This is a genomic window from Longimicrobium sp. (assembly GCA_036387335.1).
Lineage (GTDB): Bacteria > Gemmatimonadota > Gemmatimonadetes > Longimicrobiales > Longimicrobiaceae > Longimicrobium.
In genome coordinates this window covers 1-12,676 of the sequence record DASVTZ010000108.1, presented here as the reverse complement: position 1 = coordinate 12,676, position 12,676 = coordinate 1, and the positions used below count along the sequence as shown (strand labels likewise).

General features: G+C 69.7%; 9 protein-coding genes. 5 read left to right on the top strand and 4 right to left on the bottom strand.

Features of this window, described 5'->3' with window-relative positions:
* Positions 1-130: 130 nt before the first annotated feature.
* On the bottom strand, positions 131-355 hold the full coding sequence (locus tag VF647_09810; protein HEX8452381.1) for a NifU family protein: 225 nt from the start codon (positions 353-355) through the stop codon (positions 131-133).
* Between the two features lie 245 nt (positions 356-600).
* On the opposite strand from VF647_09810, the gene pruA reads away from it, so the two are divergent.
* Positions 601-2,229 (top strand): L-glutamate gamma-semialdehyde dehydrogenase, encoded by a 1,629-nt coding sequence (gene pruA, locus VF647_09805; protein HEX8452380.1) that lies wholly within the window; start codon positions 601-603, stop codon positions 2,227-2,229.
* Between the two features lie 186 nt (positions 2,230-2,415).
* On the opposite strand, the gene VF647_09800 is transcribed toward pruA, so the two are convergent.
* Both VF647_09800 and VF647_09795 read right to left on the bottom strand, forming a co-directional pair.
* Positions 2,416-3,069, bottom strand: coding sequence for a hypothetical protein (locus tag VF647_09800; GenBank protein ID HEX8452379.1), 654 nt, complete (start codon positions 3,067-3,069; stop codon positions 2,416-2,418).
* A gap of 21 nt (positions 3,070-3,090) precedes the next feature.
* On the bottom strand, positions 3,091-3,954 hold the full coding sequence (locus VF647_09795; GenBank protein ID HEX8452378.1) for a hypothetical protein: 864 nt from the start codon (positions 3,952-3,954) through the stop codon (positions 3,091-3,093).
* A gap of 277 nt (positions 3,955-4,231) precedes the next feature.
* On the opposite strand from VF647_09795, the gene VF647_09790 reads away from it, so the two are divergent.
* Together VF647_09790 and ppdK are read left to right on the top strand one after the other, a co-directional pair.
* A complete protein-coding gene (locus VF647_09790) occupies positions 4,232-5,167 on the top strand; it encodes an SH3 domain-containing protein (protein ID HEX8452377.1) in 936 nt (311 codons plus the stop codon).
* A gap of 435 nt (positions 5,168-5,602) precedes the next feature.
* Positions 5,603-8,287 (top strand): pyruvate, phosphate dikinase, encoded by a 2,685-nt coding sequence (gene ppdK / locus VF647_09785; protein ID HEX8452376.1) that lies wholly within the window; start codon positions 5,603-5,605, stop codon positions 8,285-8,287.
* 302 nt (positions 8,288-8,589) lie between these two features.
* Here ppdK and VF647_09780 read toward each other — a convergent pair whose 3' ends face one another.
* Complete coding sequence (locus VF647_09780; protein HEX8452375.1) at positions 8,590-10,104, bottom strand: trypsin-like peptidase domain-containing protein; 1,515 nt, start codon at positions 10,102-10,104, stop codon at positions 8,590-8,592.
* 231 nt (positions 10,105-10,335) lie between these two features.
* On the opposite strand from VF647_09780, the gene VF647_09775 reads away from it, so the two are divergent.
* Together VF647_09775 and VF647_09770 are read left to right on the top strand one after the other, a co-directional pair.
* On the top strand, positions 10,336-11,013 hold the full coding sequence (locus VF647_09775) for a response regulator transcription factor (protein ID HEX8452374.1): 678 nt from the start codon (positions 10,336-10,338) through the stop codon (positions 11,011-11,013).
* Complete coding sequence (locus VF647_09770) at positions 11,010-12,308, top strand: ATP-binding protein (GenBank protein ID HEX8452373.1); 1,299 nt, start codon at positions 11,010-11,012, stop codon at positions 12,306-12,308. Before VF647_09775 ends, VF647_09770 begins: the two co-directional genes overlap by 4 nt.
* Positions 12,309-12,676: the final 368 nt, after the last annotated feature.

The window sequence follows — 12,676 nt, the reverse complement described above, 5'->3', positions numbered from 1 at the left end:
AAGTGCGTGAGTGCGTGAGTGCGGAAGTGCGTGGGTACGGCAAGCGCACTCACGCACTAACGCACTCACGCACTTCTGTTAAAATGCCGGCGCCCATGCGAGCGCCGGCTATCGTCTGTGCGGGCGGCCGTCAGACCGCCTGGACTTCGCGGACTTCCGGAATCACCTGCTTGATCCGCCGCTCGATTCCCTGCTTCACCGTCATAGTCGAGATGGGGCACGAGCTGCACGCGCCCATCAGGCGAAGCTGCACCACGCCCTCCGCGTCGTCGTATCCGACGAACTCCACGTCCCCGCCGTCGCCGCGAAGGGCGGGGCGGATGGTGTCCAGAGTGTCTTCGATCTGCTCGACGATGGTCATGCCGCGGCCGGTTGGGTGAGCGTGCGCCCTGCACGCCAATGTACCCCACAGCCGGTAAATGGGTCAAGCCGGGCGGGTGTGGCGGAGGGGGCGGGCGCGGAGTAGGTTGTGCGCGGAAAGTGCTAAGTGCTAGGTGCTAAGTGCTGAACAGAGAAGTGCGTGAGTGCGTGAGTGCGTTTTCACTCAGGACTTGGCACTCAGCACTCAGGACTTCAGTTCCGAACCATCAGGAGACTCGCATGAACAGCGTCACGCAGGTTCCAGCTCCGCGCAACGAGCCGGTGCTGTCGTATGCCCCCGGAAGCCCTGAGCGCGCCGAGCTCAAGGCCGCTCTGGAGCGGATGGCGGGGGAAGAGATCGAGATTCCGCTCATCATCGGCGGCAAGGAAGTGCGCACCGGCAACACCGAGCGCCAGACCATGCCGCACGACCATGGGCACGTGCTGGCGACGTACCACAAGGCGGGGCCCGACGAGGTGAAGCAGGCCATCGCCGCCTCGCGCGAGGCGCAGAAGGAGTGGATGCACTGGCCGTGGGAGGACCGCCTCGCCGTCTTCCAGCGCGCCGCAGAACTGCTGGCCACGCGCTACCGCCCGGTGCTCAACGCCGCCACCATGCTGGGCCAGAGCAAGACGGCGTACCAGGCCGAGATCGACAGCGCCTGCGAGCTGATCGACTTCTGGCGCTGGAACACGCACTTCGCCGAGAAGATCTACAGCGAGCAGCCAGTGTCCGGCCCCGGAATGTGGAATCGGATGGACCACCGCCCGCTCGAGGGCTTCATCTACGCCGTCACCCCCTTCAACTTCACCGCCATCGGCGGGAACCTCCCCACCGCGCCGGCGATGATGGGGAACGTGGCGCTGTGGAAGCCATCGAACGCGGCGGTCTACAGCAACTACTACATCATGAAGATCCTTCAGGAAGCGGGGCTGCCGGACGGGGTCATCAACTTCATCCCGGGCGACCCGGGGCCGATCACCGACATCCTGGTGGCGCACCGCGACCTGGCCGGCATCCACTTCACCGGCTCCACCGCGGTTTTCCACACTCTCTGGAAGACGGTGGGCGAGCGGATCGCGTCGTACAAGAGCTATCCGCGGCTGGTGGGCGAGACGGGCGGCAAGGACTTCATCCTGGCCCACGCCAGCGCCGACGCGGACGCGCTCGCCACCGCCATCGTGCGCGGCGGCTTCGAGTACCAGGGCCAGAAGTGCAGCGCCGCCTCGCGCGTCTTCGTGCCCGATTCCATCTGGCCGCAGGTGCGCGAGCGAACTGTCGAGATGCTGTCCAAGATCCGCGTGGGCGACGTGCGCGACTTCCGCAACTTCATGGGCGCGGTGATCGACCGGAAGGCGTTCGACAAGATCACCGGCTACATCCAGCACGCAAAGGAGTCGAAGGGGATCGAGATCATCCACGGCGGCACCTCGGACGACTCCAAGGGCTACTTCATCGACCCCACGCTGGTGCAGGTGGAGGACTCCGCCTACCGGCTGATGTGCGAGGAGGTGTTCGGACCGGTGCTCGCGCTGCACGTGTACCCGGAGCGCGACTGGGAGCGGATCATGGACGTGGTGGACGCCGGCACGCCGTACGCGCTCACGGGCGCCGTCTTCTCCAACGAGCGCAAGCCCATCGTGGAGGCCGACCGCCGCCTGCGCAACTCCGCCGGCAACTTCTACATCAACGACAAGCCCACCGGCGCCGTCGTCGGCCAGCAGCCCTTTGGCGGCGGGCGCGCGAGCGGCACCAACGACAAGGCGGGCTCCGTGCTCAACATGGTCCGCTGGATCAGCCCGCGCGCCATCAAGGAGACGCTGGCCCCCGCGCGGAGCTTCGAGTACCCGTTCATGGACGCGGAGTAGGCGCGGCCGCCTCCGTGGAAGAGCGCCCCCGGTCCTTTGCGGCCCGGGGGCGTTCCATCTCGGGGCTGCGAATGCAACCGGGTGTGATGACTAAAGTCGCTGCAACGACCGCGGGAAGTCCGCCTGCGCGGACTCGCTCCGCGGTATCGGATTCATAAGCCGGCTGCTGATTCAGCCGAGATACGATTATTCCGCTGGAGCGATGCGCGTATCAGGCATCGCGGGAAGATCCGGCACCGCACCGGCGGCGGCGCGGAGGTCCCTGCTCCGCTGCTTTGCCAGCATCGCCCAGCCGTGGGTCCAGCTCGTGAACGCACCGGTGAAAACCGCGAACATGACCGCGAATGAGAGGTAGATGGTCCACGGCTTCCACAGCTTCTGCGGTCCGGTTTCTGTGAAGAGCGCGTCGTTCATCATCCATATCCAGGGGCCGCTTGAGGGGTGGGCCGCCTTCACCTTCAGCCCTTCCTCGGTGAGGCTCCAGCCCATCGTGCCGAACCCGATCTGGTACCTGTGAGTTCCGTCGGAGACGGTCCACGCCGCCAGGAGCACAGCGTACATCCCGAGCAGGACGACACCCGACGCGAGCGCCGTGATCCCGCGGCGGACGAGGGGCGGAACTCCGTTGCGTGGCCTGTTCGCCGCCGAGCGAGGCTCGATGTAGTACGACGCCGCGAGCGTGCCCACCGCCATCGACTGGGTCAGGAGGACGGACGAGGGGAGGAGCGGAGGCGCCAGGTCCGTGAAGTACGCGAGCGCTGGGAGCATGGCCCCCGTCGTGGCGCAAAGTCCGGTGATCGACTTCAGCGCGCCGATGTAATCGTCCCAGGATCCCGGCACGGCGCCTCCTCAGCGTTCGAGTTACTCCTGTTCCACCAAGACTACTTCCGGGATATTCCCTAGTACACAGATCTCACGGTTGTAATCCGAGGTGATGCGCGCGCCTCGCTGGAGCCAAATGTAGTAGCACCCCATCGCGAACTCCTGCACGCTGTTGGTCGTGGCTGGGAGGCTGCGCGGACGATCACCGCGCTCACGCTCGCGGACCGTCTGATAGAAGACGGTCGCGCGGTCGGTGGGATACGAGGTCCAGCGGATGCGGAAGCGCGCGTTCACCGCGTCGGCTAGCTCCGCGACTTCGCCCCAAAACTCTGCCGTGGGGGTGTCTCCGTTCGACTCCCGGAGGTTCATGTTGAAGGTGCCGCCACTCGCGAGTGCCCGGTACCGCGCGAAGGCGGCGTCGGTTAGTCGCAGCTGTGCGCTAGCGTGCAGACGGACGGAATCGTGGCGTGCCACCACCGCCTGCTGGATCCGTATTTCTTCGCGAAGCGCGATCTCGCGCTGGAGGAGAGCCGCCGCGGCCGTACGCTCCTCGTGTGTAGGGAGCCGCCGGAGGGCTGCGCCCGAGCCCCGTTTCAGGGCCTCCAAGCGTGTCTCCAGCTCGCCTCGCCGGTTCAGCACCTCAGCCAACTCTGCAGAGGTTGCGATCAGCTTCGTTTGCGCGTCGATTTGTGCGTTGCTGGATTCGGACAGCGCCGCACTGGAACTAGCTCGTAGCTGGATGATTTGACGGGAGAGCGTGGTAAGGGCCTGATATCGTCCCGCCGCGGACTGGCTGGCCGGCGCTGCGTGCGTTGCGGCGCTGTTCTGCCCGGCTGAGACTGCCGGCGCGAACAGCGCAACTGCAACGGACCATGCTATCGTGATAGCGACTGCGGTTTTCATACGTCCCCGTCCGAACTTTCAACCGGGAGGTGATCCCATGCTCTTCCCCAGCGTAGGGTGGAGCCGCCCGCACGGTACACGCCTTTTATCAGTGAGAAACGTATCATTTGTGACATCTTTCGCCTCATCCACGCACGCTCGTCCTTCGCCTCGCCCGCAAGGATGACGCTGGCGCGGGGCGGCAGCAACGGCTATTCCTTCCGAGCCGGTGGGCCGCGCGGGCCGCGTGCCACTTCGTTCATCCTCCGAAGACAGGCTGCTGATGATTCGGGCTTGCATGGTGGTCTTGCTGGCGTCGATCACGACGCATGGCGCTGCGCAGACGGGGAACGTCGCGACGCTGGATGCGGTGCGGCTCCGCGCCACCCCCGCGGCCACCGGCGCCGCCGTACGCACCCTCGACATCGCGATGCCGCTGACGGTGGAGGGTGCCGCGACGGGCGAGTGGGTGCGCGTGCGCACGGCCGACGGCGCGCGCGGGTGGGTGCGGCGTGACCTGACGGTGCCGTACGACCCCGCCAACCCGCTCCCCGCCCTGCGCAGGATCGCGGCGCGCTCGGTGGCGCAGGAGCAGGCGCCCTTTGCCACCCGCGCGCGGCTGGTGAACGTGCTCACCGATGCGGCCGCCGCGTCCACCGCGCCTGCCGCCAAGGCCGAGCTCGGGCTGCTCCGCCTGCGCGCCCTCCAGAAGGCGCTGGACGAGCATGCGCGCACCCGCTCGGTCGGCTCCGACGCGCGCCCGCTGCGCGAGGGACGTATCCGCGCGGACACCACCGAGATCGTGTACGGCGAGTCGCAGGGGCAGTGGTACGTCGACGCCGATGCGTTCTGGGCGCTGCAGAGGCGTTACCGCGCGCTGCCCATCGGCGAGGCGATCGCGTGGGAAGCGGCCAACCAGGAGCTCCCGGGCGAGTGCGAGGGCGACCCGACCTGCCTCTTCGGCCTCGCGGAGATCACCGTGGCGCGCTACCTGTCGCTGTACCCGCGCGGCACGCACGCCCCCGCTGCGCTGCGGAGGATGGTGGAGGTGCTTGGCTGGGTGGAGGAGCAGTCGCGCACTTCCGAGGCGCGGTTCTGCACGAAGTCCGGCGCGGAGTACACCGTGAAGGCGGAGCGCATCGCTGCCCTCGGCCGCACCGTCGCCGCCTCCGCGGGCGCGGACAAGGCCCGCGCGGCCGCCCTCGTGCGCACGCTAGCGCAGCGCTGCGGCTGATCCTGCAGGCGGCTAGATTTAACCGTAACCTCGCCATCTACCATGCGCCGAGGGAGCACTGCCGATCCCGGCAGGCTCCCTCGTACGACTATCGCCTTTGGGCGCGCCGTTCCTGATACCTGCGCCATAGTTCCCTTATAATTATTACTACTTCTACAGCAGTGACTACATCTCCAATTTCAATCATATTTACCTTCCTATTTAAGGTGTGGCCAGAGAAATTCTGGTTACCTCAGAATACCAAGATAAAATCTGAAACAGGAATTTCATTTTTCTTCTACTGCCGAACATCTTATTTACTTCCTTAATGGGAAAAAACCGACTCGAAAACGTCAGCTCCGCGCGTATAGGGTGACACGGGGCGCCCTCGGCTCTGATCTTGCCACCGGCGCGCGCCGAGAAGCCCTGATCCAGGAACCCACACGAGAGCGGCACATGGCGGAGCAGCACGTCTACTTCTACGGCGCGAATCAGACGGAGGGGAGCGGGGAGATGAAGGAGCTGCTCGGCGGCAAGGGCGCCGGGCTTGCGGAGATGGCGCGCATCGGGGTGCCGGTGCCGCCGGGCTTCACCATCACCACCGAGTGCTGCCGCCACTTCATCCGCACCGGCGGCTACCCCGATGCGCTCCCCGCCGAGGTGGACGCGGCGCTGCACCGGCTGGAGGAGGCGACCGGGAAGACGTTCGGCGGAGGCGGGCGGCCGCTGCTGGTGTCGGTGCGCTCCGGGGCCGCGGTGTCGATGCCGGGGATGATGGACACCATCCTCAACCTGGGCCTCAACGACGAGACCGCCGCCGCCCTGGCCGCGGAGAGCGGCGACGAGCGCTTCGCCTTCGACTCGTACCGCCGCTTCGTGCAGATGTACTCCAACGTGGTGCTCGGCATTCGCGGCGAGCGCTTCGAGCACCTGCTGGAGCACGCCAAGGAACGCCGCGGGGTGCGCGAAGACACCGATCTCTCCGCCGACGACTGGCGGGCGCTCGTGGCCGAGTTCAAGGCGCTGGTGCGCGAGGCGACCGGCGAGGACTTCCCGACCGATCCCAAGGCGCAGCTCTGGGGAGCCATCCAGGCCGTGTTCAAATCGTGGAACACCCCGCGCGCCATCGCCTACCGCCGCATCAACAACATCTCGCACGAGCTGGGGACGGCGGTGAGCGTCTGCTCCATGGTGTTCGGCAACATGGGGAACGACTCGGGGACGGGCGTCTGCTTCACCCGCGACCCATCGACCGGAGAGAAGTGCCTGTACGGCGAGTTCCTGGTGAACGCGCAGGGCGAGGACGTGGTGGCCGGCATCCGCGACCCGCTGCACATCGACGGGATGGCGAAGGCGCTGCCGGGAGCGTACCACGAGCTGCTCGCCGCGCAGCAGCGGCTGGAGACGCACTACCGCGACGTGCAGGACCTGGAGTTCACGGTGGAGCGAGGGCACCTCTTCCTCCTCCAGACGCGCTCCGCCAAGCGCTCCGCCGCCGCCGCGGTGCGCACCGCCGTGGACATGGTGGACGAGGGGGTGATCTCCATCGAGGAGGCGGTGCTGCGGGTGAAGCCGGAGCAGCTCGACCAGCTCCTGCACCCGATGATCGACCCCGGCGCCAGCGTCCACGTGCTGACGACGGGGCTCCCCGCGTCGCCGGGCGCGGCGTCGGGGCGCGTGGTGTTCAACCCGGACGAGGCGGCGGAGCGCGGTCCGCACGAGCCGGTGATCCTGGTGCGGCGCGAGACCTCGCCCGAGGACTTCCACGGGATGGTGGCCGCGCAGGCGATCCTCACCGCGCGCGGCGGGATGACCTCCCACGCGGCGGTGGTGGCGCGCGGGATGGGGAAGTGCTGCGTGGCCGGCGCGGGCGAGGTGCAGGTGGACGAGGCGTACCGCCGCTTCCGCGTGGGCGAGACCATCGTGCACGAGAACGACTGGATCACGCTGGACGGGAGCACCGGGCGCGTCATCCTGGGCCAGGTCCCCACCCGCGAGCCGGAGCTCTCCCCACACTTCCAGCGGCTGATGGAGTGGGCGGACGGCTACCGCACCCTGCGCGTGCGTACCAACGCGGACACGCCGCACGACTCCGCCGTCGCCCGCCGCTTCGGCGCCGAGGGGATCGGACTCTGCCGCACGGAGCACATGTTCTTCGAGGGCGACCGAATCGACGCCGTGCGCGAAATGATCCTGGCGGAGGACGGGGGGAAGCGCGCCATCGCCCTCGCCAAGCTGCTCCCCATGCAGCGCTCGGACTTCGAGGGGATCTTCCGGGCGATGGACGGCCTCCCCGTCACGATCCGCCTGCTGGACCCGCCGCTGCACGAGTTCCTGCCGCAGGGCGCGGCGGAGACGCGCGACCTGGCGCGCAAGCTGGGGCTGGACCCGGTGCGGCTGCGCATGCGCGTGGAGGAGCACCACGAGAGCAATCCCATGCTCGGCCACCGCGGCTGCCGCCTGGGGATCAGCTACCCGGACATCACCTGGATGCAGGCCCAGGCGATCTTCGAAGCCGCCGTCGCCGTGCAGCGCGAGGGCGTGACGGTGTGCCCGGAGATCATGATCCCGCTGGTATCCACCGCCGAGGAGCTGCGCCGCCAGCGCCAGATCGTGGACGAGTGCGCCGCCGAGGTCTTCGAGCAGACGGGGGAGCGGGTGGCGTACCTGGCCGGCACCATGATCGAACTGCCGCGCGCCGCCCTCACCGCCGACAAGATCGCCGAGCACGCGCAGTTCTTCTCCTTCGGCACCAACGACCTGACGCAGACCACCTTTGGCCTATCGCGCGACGACGCCGGCCGCTTCCTCCCGAAGTACGTCGAGGACGGCATCCTCCCCGACGACCCATTCCAGACGCTGGACCAGCCCGGAGTCGGACGCCTCGTGGAGATCGCCTCCCACCTCGGCCGCGGCGTGCAGCCCGGCCTGAAGCTGGGCGTCTGCGGCGAGCACGGCGGCGACCCGCGCTCGGTGGCGTTCTTCCACCGCGTCGGCCTGGACTACGTCTCCTGCTCCCCCTACCGCGTTCCGATCGCGCGGCTGGCGGCGGCGCACGCGGTGCTGGCCCCCGCCCCCCCGGCCCCCCTCCCCCAAACCGCGGGGGAGGGGGGAGAGCGCCCGGATCCCGCCCCGTCGTAGGGGCGCGATTCATCGCGCCCGTGCCCGCCACCGCTCCGCCGCCCGCCACACAGACACCCGGTAGGGGCAGACCTACGTGTCTGCCCACCCTCCGCGCACCTCGACCCCCTGCCCAGGACCCGGAATCCCGTAGGGGCCGCCCCACGTGGCTGCCCGTGCCCGCCCGCGCGACGAACCCTGCCTTCGCGCACCCCCGCACGCCAAACGCCCCTCCCCCAGCAGTTTGGGGGAGGGGCAGCGAGGAACGAGCGGGGAGGGGGCCACGCTTGCCCCCGCCCCGCCCGCGCATCCATACTAAACGCTCAGCTGCGCGCCCTGAAGTTCACGATCGTCTGCGTCCCATCCGGGCGGCGGCCGACGAGGGAGACGACGGCGCCGGGGCGCACGCCCTCCATGGCGGAGCGCAGCTCGGCGATGGTGCGGATCTCGCGGCCGTTGAAGCGCTCGATACGGAAGCCCGGCATCAGCTGCGCAGCACTCGGGCCGGAGGGGTCCACCCCCGTCACCACGACGCCCTCGGCGGAGGGGAGGCGGAGCTGCTGCGCGATCATCGGCGTCACCGGGGCGGCGGCGAAGCCCAGGCGGTCCGTCGCGTCGCCGGTGGCGGCGGGGGCGGCGGTGCCGGAGCGCTCGGCGCGCGGCGAGTCGAAGGCGGCCAGCTTCACCGTGGCGCGCTGGCGGCGGCCGTAGCGGACGACCTCCAGCACCACCTCGTCGCCCGGCTGCTTGCGCATCACCTGCTCCATCAGGTCGCCCGTGTTGCGGACGGTGCCGCCGTCCACCGAGACGATCACGTCGCCCAGGCGCAGCCCGGCGTCGCGGGCGCCGGCCTTGGGCTCGCTGCTGATGACGGCGCCCTCGGGAGCGCGCAGGCCGAACACCTCGGCGTCGGCCGGTGCGGCGTCGCGGATCTCCACGCCGAGCATGGGACGGTGCACCACGCCGAAGCGGATCAGGTCGTCCGCCACGCGCTTGGCGAGGTCGATGGGCACCGCGAAGCCGTACCCGGAGTAATAGCCGGTGGGCGACGCGATGGCCGAGTTGACGCCCACCACGCGACCCTGCAGATCGACCAGCGGGCCGCCGGAGTTGCCGGGGTTGATGGCCGCGTCCGTCTGGATGAAGTGCTCCAGCGGCGAGGTGGCTTCGGTGTTGCGGCCCATGATCCCCAGGTTGCGGCCCTTGGCGCTCACGATGCCGGCCGTGGTCGTCTGGCCCAGCGAGAGCGGATAGCCCAGGGCGAGCACCCAGTCGCCGGTCTCCAGCGCGTCGGAGTCGCCCAGGCGCACCACGGGGAGGTTTTTGGCGTCGACCTTGAGGACGGCGATGTCGGTGTTGGCGTCGCGCCCCACGACTCGCGCGTCGAGCTCGCGGCGGTCGTTCATCACCACCTTGACGCGCGTCGCGCCGTCCACCACGTGGTTGTTGGTGATGACGTAGCCGTCCGCGGAGACGATGAAGCCGGAGCCGGACGACTGCGTGGGCCCGGAGCGCTGCGGGCCGCGGAAGAAGTCCTCGAAGGGAGTGCCACGCATCTCGGGCGGGATCTGCGCGTTGACCTGCCGCGCGGCGGACTCCACCTGGATGAAGACGACGGACGGCAGCGCGGCGCTGCTGGCGGCGCGGAAGGCTCCCGACAGCGCGTCGGCGGACGGCGCGGCGCGCACCACCGGCGCGGTGGGCGCGGCGGCGAGCGGGCCGCTCTGGGCCATCAGGTCGGGCAGCGGATTCTGCGCCGCGTCCGCCAGCGTCAGCCCCGCTCCGAGGCCGACGACGAGCGTGGTGGGGATGGCGAGCTTGCGAACGTAGCTGTTCATGGGTCATACATGGGGTTCGAGGTGCCCGGCGCCGCACCCGGTCCGCGGCGTCGTGGGTAAATTTACACATCACCCGTTCCAGGAGTTCATGCGCCCGGTTAGTCGTGGGTTAAGCGTCGATTAAGGAGAGTTAATCCGCATGCTGGAGTGGCCCTTCGCGGCGCGCGCGCGGGTATACGCATGCGACAACGCCCGGACGCGCCGGGCGTCCCCCCGCGACCGACTCTCCCCATGCGCATCCTGATCGTAGAAGACAACCCGCGGATCCTGGCATTCCTGGCGAAGGGGCTGCGCGAGGAGGGGTACATCGTGGAAACGGCGGCCGACGGCGACTCCGCCTTCGACAAGGCGCGCACGCAGGGCTTCGACGCGGCGGTGGTGGACGTGATGATCCCGGGCCGCTCCGGCTTCGACCTGGTTCGCGACCTGCGCGCGTCCGGCGTCGCGCTCCCCGTGCTGATGCTCACGGCGCGCGACCGCACGGAGGACAAGGTGGAGGGGCTGGACTCCGGGGCGGACGACTACCTGACGAAGCCATTCGACTTCAGCGAGCTGACGGCCCGCCTGCGAGCCCTGCTGCGCAGGCGCGTGGCCGGCGCCCCCGCCGTGCTGCGCGTGGGCGACCTGGAGATGGACCCGGCCACCCGTGAAGTGCGCCGCGGCAGCACGTCGGTGGAGCTGACGCCGCGCGAGTTCTCGCTCCTGGAGTACCTCCTCCGCAACGCGGACCGCCCCCTTTCGCGCGCCACGCTGATGGAGCACGTCTGGGGAATCCGCTTCGACCCTGGGACCAACATCGTGGACGTTTGCGTGAACGCGCTTCGCAACAAGCTGGGACGCGAGCCGGAGCTGATCCACACCGTGCGCGGCGTGGGCTACGCGATCCGCACCCCGGAGCGGGCCGAATGAACCGTACCTCGCTGCGGCGCGAGCTGGTCGTGGGCTACTCGGTGATCCTGCTGGCGTCGCTGACGCTGTTCGCGGGGATCACCTACGCCATCCTGCGGCAGTCGCTCGCCCGCACGGGCACGCAGTCGCTCCGGCAGACGGCGGCGGCGGCGGAACAGCTCGTGGCCCCGTCCAACATCCCCCGCGTGGAGGTGATCGAGGACCGCATCCCCTCCAGCATCGGCGACGTGGAGACGCTGCGCCGCCGCACCCGCCTGATCACGGGCCAGGAAGTGGACATCGTGGTCGCGCGCACCGGCGACGTGGAGAAGAAGGCGCTGCGTGCCTTCTCCCTCATCGCGCTCTTCCTGATCCCGCTCACGGGGATCGCGGCGGCGCTGGCGGGGTGGTCGGTCGCCAACCGCCTCCTGAAGCCGCTCAACCGCCTAGTGGCCGCCTCGCGCGAGATCGGCATCGCCGCGCTGGACCGCCGCGTGGACGAGCCGGAGCACCCCGCCGAGCTTCGCGAGCTGGCCCAGGCGTACAACGGCATGCTCGGTCGCCTGCAGCGCGCCGTGGAGGCCCTGCGCCGCTTCACCGCCGACGCCAGCCACGAGCTGCGCACCCCGCTCACCGCCATCCGCGGCACGGCGGAGGTGGCCCTCGCCCGCCCCCGCTCGCCGGAGGAGCTGCGCGACACGATGGGCGAGATCCTGGAGGAGACGCGCTCGATGCTGGCGCTGGTGGAGGACCTGCTGACGCTGGCCCGCGGCGAGGAAGCCTCCGTCCCCCGCCCCACCGCCCCGGTCGACCTCGTGGCCGTGCTGCGCGACGTGCAGGACATCGGCGAGGCGCTGGCGGAAGGGAAGCCGGTGGCGGTGCGGCTGGATGCGCCGGAGTCGGTGATCGTGCACGGCGCGGCGGGCTCGCTGCGGCGCCTCTTCCTGAACCTCGTCTCCAACGCCGTGAAGTTCACCGAGGCCGGCGTCGTCGAGATCCGCGTCCGTGGCGCCAACACGGAGGGCGAGGATCCGGGCTTCGTGGAGGTGCAGGTGCGCGACACCGGCTCGGGCATCGCGCCGGAGGAGCTCCCGCGCGTCTTCGACCGCTTCTACCGCGCCGACGCCGCGCGCGAGCGGAGCGGCGGAACGGGGCTGGGCCTGGCCATCGTACGCATGATCGTGGACCAGCACGAAGGCGAGATCCACGCGGCGAGCACCCCCGGCACCGGCAGCATCTTCACCGTCCGCCTCCCCGTCGCCCGCGTCACCGCCCTCGTCCGCCCCGAACCCGAGGCGTTGGGCCGCGTCGCATAGGCCGGCATCGGTCCCACCCGTAGGGGCAGCCCCCCGTGGCTGCCCGTGCCCGACCCCGCCCCGCCCCCACAGCGCACGCCACCACCCGCGCACGAAAATCGGCCCGCCGCGACTGATGTCGGGGCGGGCCGGTTTTTGGTGCGCGGGGGATGGCGCGCGCTGCTGGCGGCGGGGCGGGGTCGGGCACGGGCAGCCACGCGGGGCTGCCCCTACAGCGGGGGATCGATGCCGGTCCGTTAGGCGACGCGGCCCAACGCCTCAGGTTCGGGGCGGACGAGGGCGGTGACGCGGGCGACGGGGAGGCGGACGGTGAAGATGCTGCCGGTGCCGGGGGTGCTCGCCGCGTGGATCTCGCCTTCGTGCTGGTC